The 23148-nt window shown below is 39.5% G+C and carries 20 protein-coding genes and 2 tRNA genes; 8 read left to right on the top strand and 14 right to left on the bottom strand.

Going from position 1 to position 23148, the window contains the following annotated elements; all coding sequences use genetic code 11:
* Position 1: 1 nt before the first annotated feature.
* The 3 genes from R2Q94_RS09075 to pyrF are packed head-to-tail and all read right to left on the bottom strand — an operon-like array spanning position 2 to position 3054.
* A complete protein-coding gene (locus R2Q94_RS09075; protein ID WP_316821144.1) occupies positions 2 to 1282 on the bottom strand; it encodes a DUF2851 family protein in 1281 nt (426 codons plus the stop codon).
* A gap of 54 nt (positions 1283 to 1336) precedes the next feature.
* Positions 1337 to 2227 carry a DMT family transporter gene (locus tag R2Q94_RS09070; RefSeq protein ID WP_316821143.1) on the bottom strand — a complete coding sequence of 297 codons (891 nt, stop codon included), beginning with the start codon at positions 2225 to 2227 and terminating at the stop codon, positions 1337 to 1339.
* A complete protein-coding gene (gene pyrF / locus R2Q94_RS09065; protein WP_316821142.1) occupies positions 2224 to 3054 on the bottom strand; it encodes an orotidine-5'-phosphate decarboxylase in 831 nt (276 codons plus the stop codon). Before pyrF ends, R2Q94_RS09070 begins: the two co-directional genes overlap by 4 nt.
* Positions 3055 to 3326: 272 nt before the next feature.
* Between pyrF and rho the strand changes: the two genes are divergently transcribed.
* On the top strand, positions 3327 to 4997 hold the full coding sequence (gene rho, locus R2Q94_RS09060) for a transcription termination factor Rho (protein WP_316821141.1): 1671 nt from the start codon (positions 3327 to 3329) through the stop codon (positions 4995 to 4997).
* A 7-nt stretch (positions 4998 to 5004) separates the two neighbouring features.
* Complete coding sequence (pssA, locus tag R2Q94_RS09055; RefSeq protein ID WP_316821140.1) at positions 5005 to 5721, top strand: CDP-diacylglycerol--serine O-phosphatidyltransferase; 717 nt, start codon at positions 5005 to 5007, stop codon at positions 5719 to 5721.
* On the opposite strand, the gene R2Q94_RS09050 is transcribed toward pssA, so the two are convergent.
* Positions 5705 to 6082 carry an Hpt domain-containing protein gene (locus tag R2Q94_RS09050; protein ID WP_316821139.1) on the bottom strand — a complete coding sequence of 126 codons (378 nt, stop codon included), beginning with the start codon at positions 6080 to 6082 and terminating at the stop codon, positions 5705 to 5707. The two genes, pssA and R2Q94_RS09050, sit on opposite strands and share 17 nt — an antisense overlap.
* A gap of 17 nt (positions 6083 to 6099) precedes the next feature.
* Complete coding sequence (gene folK, locus R2Q94_RS09045; RefSeq protein ID WP_316821138.1) at positions 6100 to 6594, bottom strand: 2-amino-4-hydroxy-6-hydroxymethyldihydropteridine diphosphokinase; 495 nt, start codon at positions 6592 to 6594, stop codon at positions 6100 to 6102.
* Positions 6595 to 6652: 58 nt separating this feature from the next.
* Here folK and sppA point away from each other — a divergent pair, with 58 nt between their 5' ends.
* From sppA to R2Q94_RS09020, 5 genes are all read left to right on the top strand, one after another.
* On the top strand, positions 6653 to 8428 hold the full coding sequence (gene sppA, locus R2Q94_RS09040; RefSeq protein ID WP_316821137.1) for a signal peptide peptidase SppA: 1776 nt from the start codon (positions 6653 to 6655) through the stop codon (positions 8426 to 8428).
* Between the two features lie 225 nt (positions 8429 to 8653).
* Positions 8654 to 10330, top strand: coding sequence for a helix-hairpin-helix domain-containing protein (locus tag R2Q94_RS09035; RefSeq protein ID WP_316821136.1), 1677 nt, complete (start codon positions 8654 to 8656; stop codon positions 10328 to 10330).
* A gap of 19 nt (positions 10331 to 10349) precedes the next feature.
* Positions 10350 to 10952: a DUF4254 domain-containing protein gene (locus R2Q94_RS09030; protein WP_316821135.1), complete on the top strand. Its 603-nt coding sequence runs from the start codon at positions 10350 to 10352 to the stop codon at positions 10950 to 10952.
* A gap of 3 nt (positions 10953 to 10955) precedes the next feature.
* Positions 10956 to 12020 (top strand): glycosyltransferase family 9 protein, encoded by a 1065-nt coding sequence (locus R2Q94_RS09025; RefSeq protein WP_316821134.1) that lies wholly within the window; start codon positions 10956 to 10958, stop codon positions 12018 to 12020.
* Positions 11980 to 12483 carry a SixA phosphatase family protein gene (locus tag R2Q94_RS09020; protein ID WP_316821133.1) on the top strand — a complete coding sequence of 168 codons (504 nt, stop codon included), beginning with the start codon at positions 11980 to 11982 and terminating at the stop codon, positions 12481 to 12483. Before R2Q94_RS09025 ends, R2Q94_RS09020 begins: the two co-directional genes overlap by 41 nt.
* On the opposite strand, the gene R2Q94_RS09015 is transcribed toward R2Q94_RS09020, so the two are convergent.
* The 5 genes from R2Q94_RS09015 to R2Q94_RS08995 all read right to left on the bottom strand — a co-directional run bounded on the left by R2Q94_RS09015 (position 12480) and on the right by R2Q94_RS08995 (position 17398).
* Entirely contained in the window at positions 12480 to 13343 is an 864-nt protein-coding gene (locus R2Q94_RS09015; protein ID WP_316821132.1) for an AMP nucleosidase, read from the bottom strand. The genes R2Q94_RS09020 and R2Q94_RS09015 overlap by 4 nt on opposite strands.
* A gap of 147 nt (positions 13344 to 13490) precedes the next feature.
* Positions 13491 to 14732 carry an ATP-dependent Clp protease ATP-binding subunit ClpX gene (gene clpX / locus R2Q94_RS09010; protein ID WP_316821131.1) on the bottom strand — a complete coding sequence of 414 codons (1242 nt, stop codon included), beginning with the start codon at positions 14730 to 14732 and terminating at the stop codon, positions 13491 to 13493.
* Positions 14725 to 15426, bottom strand: a complete 702-nt coding sequence (gene clpP, locus R2Q94_RS09005; protein ID WP_316821130.1) for an ATP-dependent Clp endopeptidase proteolytic subunit ClpP — start codon at positions 15424 to 15426, stop codon at positions 14725 to 14727. Before clpP ends, clpX begins: the two co-directional genes overlap by 8 nt.
* A 174-nt stretch (positions 15427 to 15600) precedes the next feature.
* Positions 15601 to 16947: a trigger factor gene (gene tig, locus R2Q94_RS09000; protein WP_316821129.1), complete on the bottom strand. Its 1347-nt coding sequence runs from the start codon at positions 16945 to 16947 to the stop codon at positions 15601 to 15603.
* 369 nt (positions 16948 to 17316) lie between these two features.
* A tRNA-Leu gene (locus R2Q94_RS08995) sits at positions 17317 to 17398 on the bottom strand.
* Positions 17399 to 17916: 518 nt separating this feature from the next.
* Here R2Q94_RS08995 and R2Q94_RS08990 point away from each other — a divergent pair.
* Entirely contained in the window at positions 17917 to 18750 is an 834-nt protein-coding gene (locus R2Q94_RS08990) for a DUF6266 family protein (protein ID WP_316821128.1), read from the top strand.
* Positions 18751 to 18831: 81 nt separating this feature from the next.
* On the opposite strand, the gene R2Q94_RS08985 is transcribed toward R2Q94_RS08990, so the two are convergent.
* The 4 genes from R2Q94_RS08985 to R2Q94_RS08970 form a co-directional block, all read right to left on the bottom strand.
* Positions 18832 to 18913: transfer RNA gene (locus R2Q94_RS08985), tRNA-Leu, on the bottom strand.
* 187 nt (positions 18914 to 19100) lie between these two features.
* Positions 19101 to 19913, bottom strand: coding sequence for a helical backbone metal receptor (locus R2Q94_RS08980; protein ID WP_316821127.1), 813 nt, complete (start codon positions 19911 to 19913; stop codon positions 19101 to 19103).
* A 15-nt stretch (positions 19914 to 19928) separates the two neighbouring features.
* Positions 19929 to 22307 (bottom strand): ABC transporter permease, encoded by a 2379-nt coding sequence (locus R2Q94_RS08975; RefSeq protein ID WP_316821126.1) that lies wholly within the window; start codon positions 22305 to 22307, stop codon positions 19929 to 19931.
* Positions 22308 to 22430: 123 nt separating this feature from the next.
* Positions 22431 to 23120, bottom strand: coding sequence for an ABC transporter ATP-binding protein (locus tag R2Q94_RS08970; RefSeq protein ID WP_316821125.1), 690 nt, complete (start codon positions 23118 to 23120; stop codon positions 22431 to 22433).
* Positions 23121 to 23148: the final 28 nt, after the last annotated feature.

The raw sequence follows: 23148 nt of genomic DNA, 5'->3' as shown, positions 1-23148 counted from the left end.
ATTATTCGTTTAATATCTTAATTCCGATACCACAATTTAAGCATTTTTTCTGAGCACAATAGTATTTATTAATTTGAAGCACAGCTTGTGAGAAAAAAGCGTTATCAATTTTGATACCTGCCTGAAGGTAAGACCTGGTAATGGCATTACTTTCAGGAGGAAGCTGCTCTAGGAATTGCAAAGCCCGGTCAATCAAATCTGCTTGCTCTGAATACTTGCCATAAGCCATAAGAAAAAGGCAGACCACATTAATCATCAAATGATCAACTGAAGCATCCCCCATTTGTAGCGCTACCTTTTTAGTCGCTTTTTGAAAATGGTAATGTGTTCTCCAATAAGAATGAACAGGAAGGCTTTGCAACATTTTTTTCAAACTGAATAAATCTTCCAGCGCCATCAGCCTGGAGAATAAACGATCTGAATTTAACAATAAAGCAGAAAACTGAGCCAGCCTGATGGTAGGAAAGTTCTGTGGACGCATCCTTAAAAAACGCCAGGCTCCTACTCCAATCGGACTTAAACCGTACTTCTTCTGTAGAAATTGATATTCCTTTTTTAACTGTTGCGGGTACACATCCTTAAAAGCTCCGGTTAAAAAGCCGGCCTGCCCAAACACCAGGGCTTCTACCTGCAATGGATGATCCAGGTGTTTTCTAAGCAGCCACAAGGGCAAGGAAGAAGCCAATAATTCAAAAGGAATTTCATTCACTTTAAAGCCAAAGCTTTTTGCCAGGAAATGATAAAATGTACTTTCCCAATCCCCATTTACTTTTGCCAGATGATCAAATACTTCCACTGATTTCTGCGCTAAACGCTCAATCAACATCCGGGACAAAACACCATTGACAATCACCGGATCTATCCCATGAATTTGCTTTTCGCATGGAAAAGAGTGCAAAGAATTGACTAAACTTTCATAATGTATAAATAGAGTTTCGGGAAATAGATCTTTTAACACAAGAACTGGAATTATACTCCCATCCTTGCGGTAAATCACCTGATCATGCTCATAAACCACATGTAGGATCACTGCAGCATAACCTGGATCGTCCTGATGCCCATGTAAAAACCAATCGGAAGACTTTAGATGAATTTCCACATCACCAACCCAGGTACGCTCTCCGATCTTTAATTTAGACTGACTGAAATCCGGACCTGCATGCTTGTTGGGCATCCCTACTCCCAATATATACAGCGCCTCTCCTGTTGTACAGAACAGGTTTAAGACCTGGAACAATCGAAACTGCCAGATAAAATGAAGAAAACTTTCAGGAAACCTCATGTGGTCTAACTTAACTCAAAAGAATTAAATTATCACTATAAGATTGTGCAATTATTATTTCCTCCGGTAATTTGTGATAAATACCCCCGCAATAATCAGCACTGTTGCAATCAAAATGTCTACAGTGATGACTTCATCCAATACCAGCCAGCCCAGAAATAGTGCAATCACGGTATTGAAATAGGTGAGAATAGAAACCTCTGTAGGAGAAACCCTTTTCAAGGCATAATGGTAGCAGAAGAAAGTAAATACTGAACCAAAAACAGCAAGATAGCCCACTGCCAACAAACTATGTAAACTCCAGCTGCTTACAGCAGTTGGGCCCGAAAAAAGAAATGCCAATGCAAACTGAGCGACCGCAGAAAATGCAAACTGATAAAATAAATCGAGTAAAATGTGATTTGATTTATGGCTGTTTTTCTTGGTATAAATGGTACCAATTGTCCAGCCACTCATGGCAAAACACAGGAACATAATCCCGGTTTTATAATTAGGGTCGAGCAAGTCACTAATGCCCTCTCTAAAGATAAAAACTACCCCCAGAAATGCAATAATCACTCCTAAAAAGCCTTTCCAGCTCGGTTTTTGCAAACCAACAGCCACACAGGCCAAAAATACGACCAGGGGATTCAGGGAGTTCAATAAAGAAGTTAAGCCACTGGGAATGGTCTCTTCTGCCACGGTAACCATGCCATTGGCCATCACCACCATCAAAGTGGACAACATGATCTGACGTCTCAGATAGGGCCAGCCCAGCCAGGCCAGTTCTTTTCGATAAATCAGAATCGTCATCAGAATCAAAGAAGCGATGGTTTGTCGCATCGCTGCCACAAACCAGGCTGGTATCGTTTCTACCGCCACGCGAATACTGAGATAGGTAGTCCCCCACACAATGGCGACTACCAATAAAGCTCCAATAAGCTTTAAATCAGTTTTTTGGGTCATATCAATTTAGCCGCCAATAGAATCGCTTCCATTTCCTGCTGTAACTTTAAAGCTTCTTCTCTTGCACGCTCTGCAAAATCCTCTCCTTTACTTGCATAAATGATGCCTCTGGCAGAGTTGACCAGCAAACCACATTCTTTATTTAAGCCATACTGACATACATCCGCCAAACTTCCACCTTGTGCACCAACACCTGGAACCAGTAAAAAGTTATCCGGAGCCAGTCTTCTGATGTTTTCAAATTCAGCACCTCTGGTTGCACCAACTACGTACATCATTTGCTCGCTATCTGCCCATTGAGAAGAAATACGTATCACTTCTTCATATAATTTTCCCTCCGGAGTCTGGTGTAATTGAAAATCACTATGACCAGCATTGGAAGTCAGTGCCAACAAAATCACCCATTTATCTTTGTAATTTAAGAATGGACTCACCGAATCCTTACCCATATACGGGGCAACAGTCACCGAGTCGAAACTCATGTCGGACTTAGCCTCATTAAAAAAAGCATCCGCATACATTGCAGAAGTATTGCCAATATCTCCTCTTTTTGCATCTGCAATACTGAAAATATCTTCAGGCATATACTGCCAGGTTTTGATCAATGTTTCCCAACCTTTCAAGCCCATACATTCATAGAAAGCGGTGTTCGGTTTATAGGCGACACACAGATCTTTAGTGGCATCAATAATTTGTTTATTGAATTCTAAAACCGGATTCTCGTATTTTAGAAGGTGAGTAGGGATATTTTCTAATACTGGATCAAGGCCAACACACAAAAAAGATTTTTTGGTCTGGATCTGCTCAAATAGCTGTTTTTTATTCATCTATGCGTAATTTTGTCTGCAAAGATGCCAATTTTCAAAGTGATTTCAGCCGTGTTTTTAAACTTTTCAATGTAATTTTTATAAACATTTGAAAGTTTTTCTTGGAGATTAATTTACAAATACATACAATTGTGGCATAATTCCCTAAAGTTTATCTGACCATTCCAGAAAATCCCATAAAATTTTGTTCCATACCATCTTTTATAAATGCATTTTTTGCTGTGTTCGATTGGATAAACGATATTTTTTAAAATATTCTCTACACCCATATAATGTTTAACAAAACAGAATTAAATGAAAAGCTCACCGCCGAACTGCGGGAGATAGCTAAATCTCAAGGTATCCTAAATGCCGATGAGTTGCGTAAAGCTGAACTGGTAGAAGTCATCTCTCAAATCGCAGAGGAACAACCCGCTGTGGTTGCACCTGCTGAAACTACCGCAGCTGCAAAAACGCCGAAAGTAAAAACTGTAAAAGAAAACCCTGCCGAAAAATCCACCAGAAAAAGGATCAGAATTACGCCTAAAGAGGAGGAAGAAAGCAAGAGCAATAACTTTAACAGGGCTGCTTTATTTGACAAAGAGTCTTCCCAGGCTCCATCAGCAACGCCAGTAGTAGCAGAAGAGAAAAGTACGAATGCTCCGGTTAACGCTTCGGAAGCAGTAGCAGCAACAGAAACTGTTGCAGAACCTAAAACCGAGACCGTTGCCAATCCTCAACAGGAAATCAAAAAACAACGTCCGCCAAGAGAAGAAAACAGGCCACAAAAAACGCCTAACCACAATAACAATCAGAAACAAAGCGAAAACAGTTATTCTAACCTGGATTTCGACAATACCATCACCAACGAAGGTGTATTAGAGATTATGCCTGATGGTTACGGTTTCTTAAGGTCTGCGGATTACAATTACCTATCCTCTCCAGATGATATTTATGTTTCTCAATCTCAAATTAAATTATTTGGTTTGAAAACAGGTGATACCGTTAAAGGAAGTATCCGCCCTCCAAAAGAAGGAGAAAAATATTTCCCATTGGTAAGGGTAGAAACCATCAACGGACGTTTACCAGCTGATGTAAGGGACCGTGTTCCTTTTGACTACCTGACTCCATTATTCCCTACAGAAAGATTAAACCTGTTTACAGAAAGTAATAACTACTCCACCAGAATCATCGACTTATTTACCCCAATCGGTAAAGGACAACGTGGACTGATCGTGGCACAACCAAAAACCGGTAAAACCAATTTACTGAAAGAAGTTGCAAATGCTATTGCTAAAAATCATCCAGAGGTTTATCTGATCATTTTATTGATCGATGAGCGCCCGGAAGAGGTAACAGATATGGCTAGAAGCGTAAGAGCTGAGGTAATTGCCTCTACTTTTGATGAGCCTGCAGAAAGACATGTTAAAATTGCCAATATCGTTTTAGAAAAAGCAAAACGTCTGGTAGAATGTGGTCATGATGTCGTGATTTTATTAGACTCTATCACCAGATTAGCCAGAGCTTACAATACCACTGCTCCTGCCTCAGGAAAAATCTTATCAGGTGGTGTGGATGCCAATGCATTACACAAACCTAAACGTTTCTTCGGTGCTGCCCGTAACATTGAAAGAGGTGGTTCACTCACCATCCTTGCCACTGCCTTAACTGAAACTGGTTCGAAAATGGACGAAGTGATCTTTGAAGAATTTAAAGGTACTGGTAACATGGAATTACAGTTGGATCGTAAATTATCTAACAAACGTATCTTCCCTGCTATCGACATCACCGCATCAAGTACACGTAGAGATGATTTACTACACGATAGAGACACATTACAACGTGTTTGGATCTTACGTAATCACCTGGCGGATATGAACGCTCAGGAAGCCATGGAGTTTGTACAACAGCAAATCAGAAATACAAAAACCAACGAAGAGTTTTTGATTTCTATGAATAGCTAATTTAGAAATGATCATAAAACAGATACCCAATGCCATTACATCTGCTAACTTGTTTAGTGGATGTATTGGCATTGTTTTCGCATTTAACCAGGATTTAAGAGCCGCTGCACTTTGCATACTCATCTCCTTATTCATCGATTTTTTTGATGGTTTTGCCGCACGCCTCTTAAAAGTGAGCGGGCCTATGGGTAAAGAGCTGGACTCTTTGGCCGATATGGTGAGCTTTGGCGTATTGCCTTCAGTGATCCTGTTCCATATGGCACCAAGATCTTTTTTCGGATATGATGCCTTCCCTATCCTTTCTTACCTGGCATTTTTTATCGCAGTTTTTTCTGCATACCGACTTGCCAAGTTTAATCTGGATACCAGACAAACAGATAAATTTATAGGTGTACCTACTCCGGCCATCTCCGCGGTGATCGCTTCAGTACCCTTTATCTATGAAAGTGATGTGTTTCATTTCGATAATTCAACCACTACTGTATTGCTGTACCTGGCCTTTATTCCACTGGCTTGCTATTTACTGGTGAGTGAAATTACCCTGATTGCACTGAAATTTAAAAGCTTCGGATTCGCTGAAAATACCTTCAGATACATTCTGATCATCGCCTCCGTATTGTTATTACTGATCTTTAAATTCGTGGCGATCCCACTGATTTTAGTATTGTATATCGTTCTATCCATTATTGAGAATAGAACGACAGGAGTTAAAGCCGTTTCTTAAGATCGGCTTTAGCTTCATCCAATTGTTTGTACAAGACTTCTGCAAACTGACAAAGTTCGTCAAATGCCCCTGGCAAACCATCAATATGATTCAATTCACGGGCATTTCTTTCCATCATCTGCATGTGTTCCTTCGCATCTTCACGGCCTACATAAGCAAAAGTAGGTTTAATTTTATGTGCACAGCTTGATGCCCTTGGCCAATCTTCCGCTTTTATCGCCTTCCCCAAATCAGCTACATATGTAGGAGTTTGTGATTTAAAAAGGTCTAACATTTCTATAATAAATTCAGCACTATCCCCAGACATATCCTTTAGATAAGTAAGGTCAAGCGGTTGGTTATTCTTATTTGGATCGATCATTAAACAAATCTAATAAATTAAATTTTTGTTACAGTTAAATTATCCTCTAATATAGCTAATATTTCTGATACACTTTTAGCCAGAACAGGATGAATTAAGTCTCCTGCAATCTCAGCTAAAGGTACCAATACGAATTTTCGATACTGCATCTGAGGATGAGGAACCTGAAGTTCTTCTCCTAAATCCACCACCTCACCGGCATAAAGGATCAGGTCAATATCAATCAGTCGGGCGCCCCACTTTTCTTTCCTTACCCTCCCTAATTCGGCTTCTATAGACAATATGGCCTTTAATACTTCCATAGGACTCAAGCCGGTTTTCAATGCTACAGCCTGATTGATGAAAGCAGGCTGGTCAGTTTTACCCCAGGCAGCGGTCTCATAAAATGAAGATACAGCAAACACCTCACCTACCTGATTTCCAATTTGTAAAACTGCATCTCTCAACAGCTCTTCCCTATCCCCTAAATTACTTCCCAGTAACAAATAAACATTTTTACTATCCAAGTCCATACAAAAGCCTCAGGCATTTTTTCTACCTTTATTTACAAATTAAATATTTAACCAGCAAATGAAAGAATTTTTTAAGTATGTTTTTGCAACTGTTGTAGGAGTTATTATATCAATAGGGGTGTTTTTCATCCTGTTCATCGCTCTTATTGTAGGTATCGTATCTTCTATAGGAGACGATAAAACTGTGGTGGTCGACAATAACTCGGTCCTCTACCTTAACCTGGATCAGGCCATTACTGAACGTACTTATAGCGACCCGCTTTCCGAATTGCCTATCGTAGGTGATGAAGGTAAAAAAAGTATTGGCTTTACAGATGTCATTAAAGCCCTGAAATCTGCCAAATACGATGACAATATCAAATGTGTTTATCTAAGTGTCTCTTCTCCAAATGCAGGCTATGCCAATATGAGAGAAATCAGAGAAGCCCTGATCGATTTCAAAAGCAGCAAAAAGAAAATTATTGCCTATAGTGAAGTCTACACCCAAGGCGCGTATTATCTGGCTTCAGTAGCAGATAAAATATATATCAATCCGGAAGGTGCATTGGAATTTAAAGGACTGAGCTCTCAATCGGCCTTCTTTAAAGGTGCATTAGACAAATTAGGTATTGAAGCACAAATCATTCGTGTAGGAACTTATAAAAGTGCAGTAGAGCCTTTTATTGATACCAAAATGAGCGATAAAAACCGTGAGCAGGTAACGGCTTATGTAAACGGACTATATACCACCTTCCTTAATGACATTTCAAAAAGCAGAAATATCTCTAAAGACAGTCTTTTCCAAATTGCCAATGAGTATAAAATCCAACAACCTAAGGATGCCGAAAAATACAAAATGGTAGATGGATTAAAATATAAAGATGAGATCCTTGATGAATTAAAGTCCATAAGCGGAACTGGTAAAAACAGCACTTTAAATACCATTACGATCAATGACTATGCGAAGAATGTCATTTTTAACAGTAAAGGAAATACCAACAAAACTAAAATTGCTGTCATTTATGCCAATGGTGATATTATGGGTGGAGAAGGTAACAACGACCAGATCGGTTCAGAAAGGATTTCAAGAGCCATCAGAAAAGCCAGACTCGATACCAATATCAAAGCCATTGTATTAAGGGTAAACTCACCAGGTGGTAGTGCCCTTGCTTCAGACGTGATCTGGAGAGAGGTCGTCCTATCTAAAAAAGTAAAACCAGTAATTGCTTCCTTTGGTAACGTAGCCGCATCCGGTGGATATTACATCGCTTGTGCTGCCGACTCCATCATTGTACAACCAAACACCATTACGGGTTCAATCGGGGTATTCGGAATTATTCCTAACTTCCAGAAGCTATTAAACAAAGAACTTGGAATTACTTTTGACGGCGTAAAAACCGGCCAGTATGCCGATATTATGAGTACTGTCCGCCCGATGACTGCCGGAGAAAGACTAATCATTCAGAATGGTGTAAACCATGTATATGATAGCTTCATCACACGCGTGGCCAATGGTCGTAAGAAAAGTAAATCGTATATCGACAGTATTGCTGGTGGACGCGTATGGGTAGGAACTGATGCGGTTAAAATTGGTCTGGCCGACAGAACCGGTAGTTTCGAAGACGCCATTAAAGCTGCTGCAAAAAAAGCCAAAATCAGTGATTATAGAATCGTGGAATACCCGGAAATGATTGACCCAATCAAAGCGTTACTGGAAAACTCTACCGATAAAATAAAAACCTATTATGCCAAACAGGAATTAGGTGCCAATTACCTGATTTATCAGCAGATTAAAACTGCAATTTCAAAATCAGGTATACAAGCCAGAATGCCATTTGAGATTACCGTAAACTAAGTAAAAATACAAGCCGGATCACTGAAAAAATCAGTTCATCCGAAAACTAAAAAGGTCTAAATTTAATTTCTGCAAAGGGATTTGAATTTAGACCTTTTTTTTGCCAGCCCCGCCGGTAGTTCATCTCCAAATCCCCCCCTATTCCTGATCATTTTAAAGCAAGAAAACCGGCTGTTTTCCAGTTTAATCGGAAAAGCGGGGCTTTTTATTTAATTTAGCAATCCCATGGAAAATAAGACCATTGCACGCAATTTGCGACTGCTTTCTCAATTGATGGAGTTACACAATGAGAACCCTTTTAAAATCAAATCAGTAGCGAATGCTGGTTTAAAAGTAGATAAACTTCCTTATGCCATTCAAGGCAAAACCCTGGAAGAGATCGCACAGATTGACGGACTTGGAAAGAGCATTTCTGCGAAAGTCTGGGAACTGCTCGAAACAGGTACGATGGTCGATTTGCAGGATATACTGCAAAAAACACCAGAAGGTATTGTAGAGATGTTGGGCATCAAAGGTATCGGACCAAAAAAAATCCTGGTCATCTGGAAAGACCTTGGCATTGAAAACATCGGGGAACTTTATTATGCCTGTAATGAAAACCGCTTGATCGAAGCCAAAGGCTTCGGATTGAAAACACAGGAAGAGATTAAAAAGATCATTGAGTTCAGGATGGCCGGACTAGGGAAATTCCTGTATGCCCATGCAGAAAGCACCGTAAATAAACTGTATGCAGAGCTAGCCGTTTGGTTAAACCAGATTTCAGGAGATCCGCTACTGGGAATTGCAGGAGCATACAGACGCTGCATGGAGATCATTGAATATGTTCCTTTCCTGATTGGTGCCAGCGTACCAGAAGAAGTTCAGGAGAAAATCAGTTCATTTGAGGGGCTTCCTTTTGAAGCACAGTCAGATGGCACTTACCATGCAACCACAGCTTCGGGATTAAAAATACAATTGCATATCTGTCAGCAGGACAGCTTTTACTTAAACTGGTTTGAACTAACCGGTAATGAACAACATGTCAAAGAAGTACTCGCTTTGGCAGGAAACGGCCCTTTTGAAACAGAAGAAGCCATTTACAAAGCAGCCGGACTTGCTTTCGTAGCCCCCGAAATCAGAGAAGGACTAAATGAAGTCCAGCTGGCAAAGGAGAATAAACTACCGGTACTCATCACTTATGAAGACCTCAAAGGAAGTTTACACAACCACTCTACCTGGAGTGATGGCGTACATACCCTGGAGCAAATGGCTACTTTCTGTAAGGACAACCTGAAAATGGAATACTTCGGAATTTGTGACCACTCGAAATCCGCATTTTATGCCAACGGGCTAAATGAGCAACGCCTATATGCCCAACATCAGGAAATTGATGCCTTAAACGCGAAACTGGCTCCTTTCAAAATTTTCAAAGGAATTGAAAGTGACATTTTAAATGATGGATCATTAGACTATAGTGATGATATTCTAAAGACATTCGACTTTGTGGTGGCCTCTGTGCACAGCAATTTAAGAATGGATGAAGAGAAAGCTACCGCCCGACTAATCAAAGCCATAGAGAACCCTTATACAACGATTTTGGGCCATCCTACCGGCAGATTATTATTGAGCAGAAAAGGATATCCTATTGATTATGCAAAAGTAATTGATGCCTGTGCCGCCAATAAGGTAGTGATCGAGATCAATGCCAACCCATTACGTCTGGATTTAGACTGGCGCTGGCACCGTTATGCATTGGAAAAAGGGGTATTGTTATCCATCAATCCCGATGCACATAGAATGGAAGGATTCTACGATATGCACTATGGTACCTTGATTGGAAGAAAAGGCGGACTCGAAGCAAAACAGTGTTTAAATGCCTTGACGCTTCAAGATATCTCAGAATACTTCCATAATAAAAAATAGTTATCCTTACCTTTGCACCATGATTAGTCAGCTTTGTAATAAAATATTTCAGGACGTGATCAATGATTATCACGTTCACAACAATATAGATCAACCCATAGAAAATCCTTATGCCAGCGGTACACTGGAGCATTTATTATACATGAAATGCTGGATCGATACTGCGCAGTGGCACATGGAAGATGTGATTCGTAATCCGGAAATTGATCCGGTTGTAGCGCTGCAATGGAAACGTCGTATTGATGCTTCCAATCAGGAGCGTACAGATGTAGTAGAATATATCGATAGCTATTTCCTGGAAGAGTATAAGCACATCGTACCATCAGCAAACGCTAAGATCAATTCTGAGAGTCCGGCTTGGGTAATCGACAGGTTATCAATTCTTGCTTTAAAGATTTATCATATGACTGAGGAAACCCTTCGTGAGGACGCTTCTGAAGAACATAAAATGAGTTGTACTACAAAACTTAACATTCTCTTAAACCAAAGAACAGATCTTTCTGGTAGTTTAGATGAATTGATCGCAGATATTGAAAGCGGGGCAAAATACATGAAGGTTTATAAGCAAATGAAAATGTACAATGACCCTAGCATGAACCCTGTACTTTATAACAACAAGTAATTAATGCCAAAAGAAACTACTAACCTATTAGTAATCCGTTTCTCAGCAATGGGGGATGTCGCGATGACTGCCCCCATTCTTAAAGAATTCAAGGCACATTACCCGGAACACCAATTGCTGGTGGTTAGCCGACCTTTTTTCAAACCCTTTTTTAATGAGGTAAAAGACCTCAAGTTCCATGCTTTTGATCCTAAAGGGGCACACAAGGGCTTCTTCGGACTATTAAAACTTTTTCGCGAACTCAGTAAGCAGGACATCACTGCGATTGCAGATTTACACAGCAATCTGAGAAGTAAAATCCTTTGTTTCCTTTTTATGCTAAAAGGAATCAGATCTGTGTCTGTCGACAAAGGCAGAAAAGAAAAATCAGCATTGACACGTAAAACGAATAAAATCCTGGTACCATTGGAATTAACCGTTGCCCGATATGCCAAAGTATTCCAAAAATTAGGTTTCCCTTTTCCGCTTTCCAATACCTTGGATCAACGGAACCCTGCGCCTATTCAGCATGTGTTATTCCCAGAGAAAACACAGAAATGGATTGGAGTAAGCCCATTTGCACAGCATTTACAAAAGGTTTATCCCTTAACTAAAATGGAAAGCGTAGTGCTGGAACTGGCAGCACTTGGACATCATATTTTTATTTTTGGGGGATCTCCGGAAGAAGAGGAAACAGCCAATAACTGGGCCTCAAAACATAAAAACATTACTTCTCTGGTGAGGAAAATCAAACTGGAAGAAGAGTTGGACTTCATCTCCAATCTGGATGTGATGCTCAGTATGGATTCTTCTGGTATGCACCTGGCATCTTTAAAAAATATCCCTGTAGTTTCTGTCTGGGGTGCCACACATCCTTACGCCGGATTCTTAGGCTACGGGCAATCCGAAAATGATGCAGTACAAATCGATTTGTACTGTCGTCCATGCTCTGTTTATGGGAATGTTCCCTGTTACAGAGGTGATTTTGCCTGCATGAACAATTTGACCGAATCAACTGTTATAAATAGTGTTTTAAACAAACTACTTCATGGGCAAGCAACTTCTATTGATACGTCACGGGAAATCTGATTGGGGAAATAGCCATATTTCCGATTTTGATAGGCCATTAAATGCGAGAGGGCTTAGGAATGCGCCGGAAATGGCGACTAGAATTCTAAAAAAAGACCAGGTTCCGCAATTATTAGTGAGTAGCCCAGCTGTTCGTGCCCTCACTACCGCTAGGAACTTTGCCCAGGTATGGAACAAGCCACTGAGTCAGATTCAGGAAGAAACCACTATTTATGAAGCCAATGTACCGGCTCTATTAAAGATAGTCAACCAACTCAACAACAAGCACCATAGTGTGGCCTTGTTTGGTCACAATCCGGGACTTACAGAATTCGCAAATTACCTGAGTAATGCGAACATCTATAATATCCCAACTTGTGGTACAGTGCTTATTGAATTTCCATTTGAAAAATGGGAAGAGATAAGCCACCATACCGGTAATTTATTAGCTTTTGATTATCCTAAAAGCGCTGATGAAGATTAAAAGTGTAAATGCTTCACCGTTAAACCATTATTAATCAACTGTTTTAAGGAATCAATTCCAATTCTCAGGTGTGTATCTACGTAATTACTAGTTACTGAGGTATCACTTTCTGCTGTTTTCACACCTTCAGGAATCATGGGTTGATCTGAAACCAGCAATAATGCACCTGTAGGAATTTTATTCGCAAATCCTGTGGTAAAAATCGTAGCGGTTTCCATATCAACTGCCATCGCACGTAAAGTTTTCAGGTATTTCTTGAACGCTTTATCGTGTTCCCAAACCCTGCGGTTAGTGGTATAGCAAGTTCCCGTCCAATAATCTCTGGAATGATCACGAATAGTAGTAGAGATCGCTTTTTGTAAGGCGAAGGCTGGTAATGCAGGCACTTCGGCAGGCAAATAATCATTTGAGGTTCCTTCTCCTCTGATTGCAGCAATTGGCAGGATCAAATCACCCAATTGGTTTTTCTTTTTCAAACCACCACATTTTCCTAGGAACAACACTGCTTTGGGAGCAATAGCCGTTAATAAATCCATCATTGTGGCCGCCATCGGACTTCCCATTCCAAAGTTGATAATGGTAATTCCATTAGCCGTTACACTTTGCATTGGCTTATCCAGACCTATTATCGGAGCATTGTCGTGCCATTCCGAAAACATCTGCACATATTTACTGAAATTGGTTAGCAGAATATACTGTCCAAAATCCTCTAAGGCCCTACCGGTATATCTTGGAAGCCAGTTTCTAACGATATCTTCTTTAGATTTCAAACCAGATTTTACAGGAGATTCTATTTCTTTCTTCTTCTTTGTTTTCTTTTCCTCTTGTCCGCCTTTGTTTACTTCTAATTCTTCATTCATAAATTCTCCTTTTTCTAGTATAGTTAATAGTATTTTTATTCCTCAAGGAACCTGCCAGGATTTATCTAAGTGATTTAAGGGCCATCAAAGTCCTTATCCTAAAATAACAAGTTAAAAAAAATCCCCGTAAAACGGGGATTAAATTATTTAAGCAGCTTTCAGCTTTTTAAAATCAGCCTTTTCGAATTTCTCCTGCGCGTAGTCGAGCGTAATGCTCAACTCCTTGATACTGGAGTCGGAAGGGATATCAAACATGGCATCCAGCATAATTGCCTCACAGATGGAGCGTAAACCCCTTGCACCTAATTTGTATTCCATTGCTTTATCAACGATGAAATCTAAAACCTCATCATCAAATTTCAATTTCACACCTTCAAATTCAAACAATTTCACGTACTGACGCAACAATGAGTTTTTAGGCTCTGTCAGGATATTACGCAATGCTGCTTTATCCAAAGGATTTAAGTGTGTCAATACCGGTACACGGCCAATCAGCTCAGGAATCAAACCGAAAGATTTTAAATCCTGAGGTGTAATGTATTTATAAAGGTTGTTCAGATCCAATTCTTCATCATCTTTCTTCACTTTATAACCCACCGCCTGTGTACGCAATCTGTTGGCGATTTTACGTTCGATACCATCGAAAGCACCACCACAGATAAACAGAATGTTGTTGGTATTAACAGGAATCATTTTCTGATCAGGGTGTTTACGTCCGCCCTGAGGTGGAACATTCACAATAGTACCCTCTAAGATCTTCAATAAAGCCTGTTGCACGCCTTCTCCCGATACATCTCTGGTGATAGAAGGGTTATCGCTTTTACGCGCAACTTTATCCACCTCATCAATGTAAACGATTCCACGTTCTGCTGAAGCTACATCGTAATCCGCAGCTTGCAATAAACGGGTTAAGATACTTTCCACATCCTCTCCTACGTATCCTGCTTCGGTAAGTACCGTTGCATCACAAATACAAAAAGGAACATGCAAGATCTTCGCAATAGTTTTCGCCAATAAGGTTTTTCCAGTTCCGGTCTCCCCTACCAGCATGATGTTTGATTTCTCAATCTCCACCTCATCTGCCTGATCTACCGATTGGCCCAATCTCTTGTAGTGGTTATACACCGCTACAGAAAGTACTTTCTTGGCATCATCCTGACCAATTACATATTGATCAATATGAGCCTTAATTTCCATTGGTTTCAATAAGGTAATCGAGGTATCCATTGGTTTACCTTTTTTGCTTCCCAGTTCCTGAGCCAGTAACTGATTGGCCTGAGTCACACATTTATCGCAGATGAAGGCATCAAGACCTTCAATAAGCATCAATGTATCCTGCTTGCCTGATCCACAAAAAGAACAACGGGATTCTTTACTTTGTTTAGCCATTTTTTTCTTTGTTATTCGCTCCCAGCACTTCATCAATCATTCCAAAGCCTTTAGCTTCTTCAGCTTTCATCCAGTAATCACGGTCTGAAGCTTTCTCTACCCACTCGTACGATTGTCCGGAATGGTTAGAAATGATATCATATAATTCCTTTTTCAATTTCAACATCTCTCTCAGGTTGATCTCCATATCTGAAGCTACACCTTGAGCACCACCTGATGGCTGGTGGATCATCACACGTGAATGAGGCAATGCCGCACGTTTACCTTTAGCACCTGCTACCAGTAGTACAGCACCCATAGAGGCAGCCATACCCGTACAGATCGTAGCCACATCTGGTGTGATGTATTGCATAGTATCATAGATACCTAATCCTGCATAAACAGAACCACCTGGTGAATTGATATATATCTGAATGTCTCTATTGTTATCGGTCGACTGTAAAAACAGCAGTTGTGCCTGAATAATGTTTGCGTTACCGTCGTAGATGGCATCACCTAAGAAAATGATACGGTCCATCATCAAACGTGAAAACACATCCATTTGTGCCACGTTAAGCTGACGCTCTTCAATAATATAAGGAGTCATACTTTTTGGAGAGTTATTGGTAGCACCAATAAAACGATCCACGTTTAAACCATTAATACGATGGTGTTTAACAGCGTATTTTCTAAATTCGTCTTTGTCTATTTTCATCAGTATGTCTATTTATATATATTTCTACCTTCTAATTTTCACCAAATTAGTGAAACTAAATTGGTGAATTATTGTGGTATTGTAAAATTCTATAATCTCTTTATATAAATAAGGCGGCCTTAATAAAAGCCGCCTTATCCAATATCTATTAAAAGTATCTGGGTTTCCCCTGGATTACTTCATTTCGATAAACTTGTTATAAGCTATTTCTTTGTCTTCAATAGTAGCTACCGATTTGATGTATTCAAAAACTTTAATCGCTTTTACTTCATCAAAAATACGGTTTGCATTGTCTTTCTCTTTCAAGAAAGTTGCAGTGTATTGCGCCAATTGATCTTCAGGCATCGGGCTTGGGCTGTACATTCTGAACTGTGCATCTAAACGTTGTTTAGCAGTCTGGAATACATCCTCATATTTGATTTCGATGCTATTGTCTTTAATTAATTTGTTCTCAATTAAAGTCCATTTTAAGTTTTTAGCGAAATCATCATAACCTTCAGCTAATTCTGCATCAGTTAATTTTTCGTTAGTTGCTTTTAACCACTTACGTAAAAACTCATCTGGCAATTCCATTTTCACGGTTTCAGTCAGCTTGGTATAGATGTCGTTCTGCAATTTGCGATCTGCATCCTGCTTGAACATACCTTCTATTTCTTCTGTGATTTTAGCGGTAAAACCAGCCTCATCAGTTACCACACCTTCACCAAATAATTTATCAAAGAACTCCTGATTTAAATCAGCTTCTTCTAAACGGTTTACATTTTTAACCGTTACCTGGAATTTCGATTTTGCTTCTTTAGCTTCTTCTTCAGGAATGTTTAACAATTTAGCAATAATCACTTCATTGTTGTCAAACGCTTTCTGAACATCCAATTCTACAACATCGTCTTTTTTCAAACCGATTAAGGTTTTCAAAATCTTTTTATCAGCTACCTGATCCAAACGAATAGATCCTGTGCTGGTGATGCCACCTTCAAAAACTGAACCATCAGCAGAAAGTTGTGCTAAATCGGCATAAAGGACGTCATCTTCTGCCGAAACTTCAGGGTTTGTCATTTTGCCATAGCTTCTTCTGATGTTTTTGATACGTGAAGCTAATGTTTCTTCGTCTGCCTTAACGACATACTGAGTAAATTTATCTTTAGCAGTGATTTTTACATCTACAGCTGGTGCCAGACCGATTTCATAGTCGAACTCGAATTCGTCAGTACCATCCCATTTGTATTCTTTAGTATCATCCATTACTGGTAATGGCTGTCCAAGAACTTCTACTTTATTGTCAGCAAGGTGTTTGCTTAAAGTTTCGCTCAATAGGGTATTGATTTCTTCCACTAAAATGTTTCTACCGAACATTTTCTTAATGTGCGCAGCAGGAACCATTCCTTTACGAAAACCAGGAAGGTTTGATTTTTTAGCTTGTTCTTTTATAGATTTATCAACCTTTTCAGTATAATCTTCAGGTGAAATCTTAATTTTCACAACCGCATTTAGGTCGTTAATTTTTTCCTGTGTAATGTTCATCTTTCTGAATCAATAATTATTAATGTCTATATACAAAAAATCCCCCCTGGTGCGGAGGAACTTTTATTGCGGAAGAATTGACTCCAATCCACCGCTCAAATTTCCCTTTCGAGGGCGCAAATATATTCTTTTTTGTTGATTTCAAAGCCTATAATTGAAAATATTACTGATCTGATTGTCTGAATATAAGCAGTTCAAAGCTCAAAAAAAGGGGCTATTAAATGTAAGCTGAACCAATTGGTAATCTGCGATTTTACACTAAAACAAGATACAATTGCGGATGAACAAGGAATGCGAAAGTTGCCAGCCAAACATAAACTGAACTAAAATAAAAAAGGTGATAAGCTTTTCAGTTTATCACCTTTTTTGTGCGGAAGAAGGGACTCGAACCCCCACGCCGTGAAGCGCCAGATCCTAAGTCTGGTGCGGCTACCAATTACGCCACTTCCGCAGTTAGGATTACCCTTTCGGGATTGCAAAGATAGAATAGTTTTTTAAAAACTCATAAAAATTTTAAATAAAAATGAAGAATTTTCAGGCATCAACTGTAAAAAACAACAATAACCACTAAAAATCAATTACTTAAAAAAAATACAGATATCACATCATGGAGGAAGCAAAAGCCCATTAACCCTGAAAATAGGCTGAAGCTTGGATTGGATTTGATACTCAATCGGGTTAAGAGCAGCTTAATTCTAACATTTCTTCTCCCCGAGCCCTTAGTCATTAGGATATGATCTCCTACTGAGGTTATAGTTTTGTGAGTATTACTTGATAGATTATTGGAGGTTGATAGGGCCTAATACAGCTTATAGCCCAATCAGCCTCTTTAATAAACCCATTAGGTGATTGAGTTTTCATTAAAAAAATATAACCTCTTATACTGATCACTATAAAGTTTTTTATTATCTTCATACAGTTCATCTCGAACGATAGTTAACTGAACACTAAACCATTAACGACTCTCATATGGCAATAGCTGTAAACGGCCCACATGGCCACTTCAAAGGAAAAGTAGGCAATCTGGTGTATTATATGCTCAATGGGCAACCAGTAGTCCGCTTAATTGGCCATAAAGGCAAGCCCAGTTTACTTCAACTGGCCAATTACCAAAAAATGTCTGTTACCATGAAATTGCTGAGCAATATGACCGGCTTTATCAAATTGGGATTCGGCTTACAGGCCAAAGGGACAGTGCATAATGCACACAACCTGGCCACCTCTTACCTGAAAAAACACGCTTTAAAGGGTGAATATCCCAATATCAGTGTAGATTATACGAAAGTTAAACTGAGCCAAGGCAGCATGCCTGCAACCCGGGATTTAAAAATCGTTAAAGTAGCAGGCGGATTGGAAATCAGCTGGGATCCGACCCATAGCTATGAATTACAACACAATGATAGTGTGATGGTGATGCTCTGTTTTCCGGAAACCGGAAGAGACCGTGAATACCTGAATATTGCCAGAAGATCGGAAGGAAAGTGTTTTCTCCCATTGTTAGAAGAACAGCTCAGTCAACAGATAGAGCCTTATATAGCTTTCATCTCTGCAGATGGAGAAAGTGTATCTGATAGTGTTTATCTAGGTAATTTAAACGGGGAGGTTAAAACTGAGAAAGAAAAAAGTGACGAAAAAAAATACCAGCAGGTAAAAGAACGTTTTGATCAGGTGGCAACCAGCTATAGGAGTCAGATTAAGGACGAATATGGGATGAAACCACGTACCAAAGCATTTAGAGTGCTGGAAAAAGAATATTTGGCGCTCAAAGAGAAGCTGGAACACCTGCCCGGGAAACCTGGCTAAACAGAATCATCCTGTCAGGGGATCACTATGCGCAAAAAAGGGCAAAAAAAAACAGCTCTTTCGAAGCTGTTTTTTTTACTGTGCGGAAGAAGGGACTCGAACCCCCACGCCGTGAAGCGCCAGATCCTAAGTCTGGTGCGGCTACCAATTACGCCACTTCCGCAGTTAGGATGTTCCCTTTCGGGATTGCAAATATAGATATTGTTTTTATACTTAAAAACTCTTTTTCAATTATTCTAAGACACATTAGCTAACCTATTGATCTTATAGCTTTTAATTTTTAATCTTTTTTTCCGATTCTAAAAAGCATCGTAAAATTCCATACCCAAAGTCCGTTTTTTCATTGAGATTTAGTATAATTCTTTTTGTAACTGAAACAAATATCCAACTGCTTTTACCAACCTGCTCCCATACCAGGAGAACATTTCCCCATCAACCAGCATCACTTTGGCATGAGGCAGGGCCAGACTAATTTCTTTGAGATGTTTTTCTTTAAAGGGATAAGGCTCGGAGGATAAAAAGACGAGATCGGGATTCAAAGAAGCGAGGGTTTCTAAATCCATCTCCGGATAACGACTTTCTTTAACCACATTTCGCAAGCCATTCATTGCCAGCATATGGTCTATAAAGGTGTTTCTTCCGGCAAATAGATATGGCTCCTTCCAGATCAGGTAAGCAACTGATTTATCCAGACCATTTTGTAAGGCCAAAGTTTGTAAATCATTGAAACCTGCAGTAATTAAATGATTCAGGTAGGCAGATTCCGGCTCCCTATCCACCAGTTGCCCAATTTGTGTAATACTGCTCTTTGCCCCTTCCAGATCATGAATATCACTCATCCAAACTGGAAACTCTGTCATCAGTTCTTCGATCTGCTCCCGTTCATTTTCTTCCTTATTGCCAATAATGAGATCCGGTTTCAAACTCCGGATCAATTCCAGGTTCAATTTCTTTGTTCCTCCAATTTTGGTTTTTTCCTTGAATTTGGCTTCCGGATGAATACAGAATTTAGTGATTCCAATCAGCTCTGCATCCAATCCCATCTCAAACAATAGCTCTGTCTGAGATGGAACCAGAGATATGATCCTTTTTGGAGGGAAATTAATGGTTATAATACGATGAATCTGATCTGTAAAACTGCGTTGCATTTTACAAAGATACATGCCATTCTTTAAAATCTATTCGTATTTCAGCGCATCTACGGGATTTGTTTTTGCAGCTTTGAATGCTTGCCAGCTTACCGTAAAAAATGCAACCATTAAAGTTAAAACCGCAGTAATCATAAAAACAGGCCAACTGATCGCAATATGGTAATCAAACTTCGACAACCATTTTTCCATCATCCAATAAGCAATAGGCATGGCGATGATTAAAGCCAGCAATACCATTTTCACAAAGTTCAGGGACAATAACCTCACAATCCCACTTACTGAGGCCCCCAATACTTTACGTACGCCAATTTCTTTTGTGCGTTGCTCTGCGGAAAAAGCCGACAAACCAAATAAACCCAGGCAGGAAATAAATATCGCCAATCCACCGAAAACGTTAGACAATACACCAAGGATCTTTTCATTCTCAAATTTGACCTCAATCAGGCTATCTACAAATTTAATATCTACAGGGAAATCTGGATTTATATCTTTAGTAATCCGGCTAATCAGTGCTAAATTCTCCGCTGTAGGGTTTTCTGCATTCATCCGCATATTAATCACATCGCTGTTCTCCGGATTAAATCCAATTATCATTGGCAAATTTCTTTTGGCTGGATCTCCCCAGGTAACATCCTTAAATACACCTACAATGTGTTTTTCAGTTCCCCATAGTTTAATCCTCTTTCCCAGAGGTTTTTTTAAACCCATGGTTTTCACTGCTGTTTCACTCAACAACATGCCCTGCTGATCAGAAGCTATTCTAGGATCAAAATCCCGCCCTTCTACTAACTTTATTCCATTGGTCCTGATGAAATCATAACTGGTATAAATCTGGTTAAAGGACATTCTTTTACCTTCTTCCATCATCCCTTCCCATTCCATACCAGAGGCATTTGAATTAGGAGTCGAAATACTACCTGAGGACTGACATATACTTGTGATGGCTCCTGAGGCCAGAAGTCGCTCCTTTAACAAATCGAATTTCGGATACAAATTACCTTCATGTGGCATCTCCAGCAAAGCGTTCATTTCATATCCCAAAGGTTTATTTTTAATGTACTGCAGCTGCTGATAAACAATCAGCGTTCCTACAATCAATACAATGGCAAAACTAAACTGCACAATCACTAATACTTGCCTGAAAGACAATGAAAGTAAATTTTTCCCATTTACTGACTTTTTCATGGTCTGAATCGGATTAAAAGAGGAAAGGAAAAATGCAGGGTAGCTTCCGGCCAATAAACCCGTCACTAAAATCAAAGCAATTGCTGCCAGCCAGGCAAAGGGGTTTCCATAGTTCAGGTGCAGCTCAATATTTAGCAAATGGTTGAATTTAGGCAAAGCCAATTCTACCAGAATCACAGCAAGAATTACACTCACAAAACTCAGCAATAAAGATTCTAACAGAAACTGGGCAATTAACGATTGCCTTGATGCTCCAATGGTCTTTTTTATACCTACTTCTTTTGCTCTCTTTTGAGATCTTGCAGTTGCCAGATTCATAAAATTGATACAGGCTATGATTAAAATGCATAAGGCCAGCGCGACAAAGAAACGCAGTTGTTCAATTCTTCCTCCGGAAGGCTGTCCATTCTTAAATTCTCCGTATAAATGACGTTCCAGTAATGGTTGTACAAAAACGCTTGGATCTACATTGTCACTAGGTGAATGTTTAACAATGATATCACTGATTTTTGCATTAAACTGGTCTACATTAACCCCCTGTTTTAAAGTAAGCACAGTATAGAAAGCGAAATTACCCCAATTGGGTTCGCCAGCCCAGCTGTGTAATTTTTCATATAAAGTCCATGAGTTCAGGCAGTCAAACTTATAGGTGGTATTTCCCGGATGGTCTTTGATTACACCCGTTACCTTTACAGCAACCTGGTTTTCATATTTCAATACTTTATTCAGCACATCGCTGGTCCCAAATAGTTTTTTAGCAGCGCTTTCTGTGAGAATGATAGAATTGGGATCAGTAAATGCATGTTCCGGACTACCACTAATAAACTGATAGTCAAATATTTTTAAAATATCTTCGTCTGCATACCGACCTTCAATTTTAAATGAATTTTCTCCATTTGCCACCAGGCGTTCTACCGGCCAGAGGATTCTTGCAATATGTTCAATTTCCGGAATTTCCTGTGTTAAGGTATTCGCAAGCACATTTGGCGCCTGATCTCCAGTAGCTGTCACCTGTTTATTTTGATCAGAGAAATTCACCATCACCTGATAAATGTTATCTTTATTTTTATAGGCGCGATCGTAATTCCATTCGTAAGCGACATACAATAACAACATCAGACAGGCGGCAAGACCAATGGCAAGGCCACTAATGTTAATCAGAGATGCCGTCTTGTTTCTTAGTAAATTCCTTATAGCGATTTTTAAATTCAATTTAAACATATGAAGGGTATTAATTGTGATTGCAGCTAACAGTACAAGCGACAGATCCTGTCCACCATTTCGTTTTTTTTCATTCAGACTGTTTATGGGATACCATCAATAGATAGCTATCTTAAATTAGCCTTAAACACCTTGCTCAATGGCAATATCTTCCTTGATCACACCATCCAGTAAATGAAGAATTCTGCTGCCATATGCTGCGTTTACTTCAGAATGGGTCACCTGAATGATGGTAATCCCCTCTTCTTCATTTAACTTTTTAAATAGTTCCATAATTTGCAAGGCTTGTGCTGACTGCAGGTTTCCGGTTGGTTCATCAGCCAGAATAATTGAGGGTTGTGCCACCAATGCTCTGGCAATTCCCACCAACTGTTGTTGACCTCCGGAAAGTTGATTCGGAAAGAGGTCTTTTTTAGCCACCATATTGAAACGATCCAATACATCCGCCACCCTGCTTTTACGTTCTGCCCCTGCAATTTTCTTATACAATAAAGGGGCTTCAATATTTTCTGCAACAGTCATTTCATCAATCAAATGATAAGCCTGAAATACAAATCCGATATGATGCCTGTAAAGGTCTATTCGTTTACGTTCACTGAGTGCAAGTACATTTTCTCCCATGAATTCATATTCGCCATAGGTGGGCTCTTCCAACATGCCCAGGATATTCAGCAAAGTAGATTTCCCGGCACCTGAAGGTCCCATAATGGAAACAAACTCCCCTGATTTAATTTCGGTACTCACATGACGGAGGATATAACTTTTAACTCCTTTATTGGCGTAATATTTCTCTATATTTTTAAGTGTGATCATGATATTCGGGTTATATTTTATGGTTAGT

Source organism: Pedobacter gandavensis, assembly GCF_032678465.1.
In the GTDB taxonomy this organism is placed as follows: Bacteria; Bacteroidota; Bacteroidia; order Sphingobacteriales; family Sphingobacteriaceae; genus Pedobacter; species Pedobacter gandavensis_B.
The sequence above is the reverse complement of the archived record's forward strand: the minus strand, read 5'-3'. Positions and strand labels throughout refer to the sequence as shown.

Bases quoted from the DNA above. Each gene is read 5' to 3' on its own strand.
- R2Q94_RS09075 (WP_316821144.1), bottom strand. From the start codon at position 1,282: ATGAGGTTTCCTGAAAGTTTTCTTCATTTTATCTGGCAGTTTCGATTG.
- R2Q94_RS09070 (WP_316821143.1), bottom strand. From the start codon at position 2,227: ATGACCCAAAAAACTGATTTAAAGCTTATTGGAGCTTTATTGGTAGTC.
- pyrF (WP_316821142.1), bottom strand. From the start codon at position 3,054: ATGAATAAAAAACAGCTATTTGAGCAGATCCAGACCAAAAAATCTTTT.
- rho (WP_316821141.1), top strand. From the start codon at position 3,327: ATGTTTAACAAAACAGAATTAAATGAAAAGCTCACCGCCGAACTGCGG.
- pssA (WP_316821140.1), top strand. From the start codon at position 5,005: ATGATCATAAAACAGATACCCAATGCCATTACATCTGCTAACTTGTTT.
- R2Q94_RS09050 (WP_316821139.1), bottom strand. From the start codon at position 6,082: ATGATCGATCCAAATAAGAATAACCAACCGCTTGACCTTACTTATCTA.
- folK (WP_316821138.1), bottom strand. From the start codon at position 6,594: ATGGACTTGGATAGTAAAAATGTTTATTTGTTACTGGGAAGTAATTTA.
- sppA (WP_316821137.1), top strand. From the start codon at position 6,653: ATGAAAGAATTTTTTAAGTATGTTTTTGCAACTGTTGTAGGAGTTATT.
- R2Q94_RS09035 (WP_316821136.1), top strand. From the start codon at position 8,654: ATGGAAAATAAGACCATTGCACGCAATTTGCGACTGCTTTCTCAATTG.
- R2Q94_RS09030 (WP_316821135.1), top strand. From the start codon at position 10,350: ATGATTAGTCAGCTTTGTAATAAAATATTTCAGGACGTGATCAATGAT.
- R2Q94_RS09025 (WP_316821134.1), top strand. From the start codon at position 10,956: ATGCCAAAAGAAACTACTAACCTATTAGTAATCCGTTTCTCAGCAATG.
- R2Q94_RS09020 (WP_316821133.1), top strand. From the start codon at position 11,980: ATGGGCAAGCAACTTCTATTGATACGTCACGGGAAATCTGATTGGGGA.
- R2Q94_RS09015 (WP_316821132.1), bottom strand. From the start codon at position 13,343: ATGAATGAAGAATTAGAAGTAAACAAAGGCGGACAAGAGGAAAAGAAA.
- clpX (WP_316821131.1), bottom strand. From the start codon at position 14,732: ATGGCTAAACAAAGTAAAGAATCCCGTTGTTCTTTTTGTGGATCAGGC.
- clpP (WP_316821130.1), bottom strand. From the start codon at position 15,426: ATGAAAATAGACAAAGACGAATTTAGAAAATACGCTGTTAAACACCAT.
- tig (WP_316821129.1), bottom strand. From the start codon at position 16,947: ATGAACATTACACAGGAAAAAATTAACGACCTAAATGCGGTTGTGAAA.
- R2Q94_RS08990 (WP_316821128.1), top strand. From the start codon at position 17,917: ATGGCAATAGCTGTAAACGGCCCACATGGCCACTTCAAAGGAAAAGTA.
- R2Q94_RS08980 (WP_316821127.1), bottom strand. From the start codon at position 19,913: ATGTATCTTTGTAAAATGCAACGCAGTTTTACAGATCAGATTCATCGT.
- R2Q94_RS08975 (WP_316821126.1), bottom strand. From the start codon at position 22,307: ATGTTTAAATTGAATTTAAAAATCGCTATAAGGAATTTACTAAGAAAC.
- R2Q94_RS08970 (WP_316821125.1), bottom strand. From the start codon at position 23,120: ATGATCACACTTAAAAATATAGAGAAATATTACGCCAATAAAGGAGTT.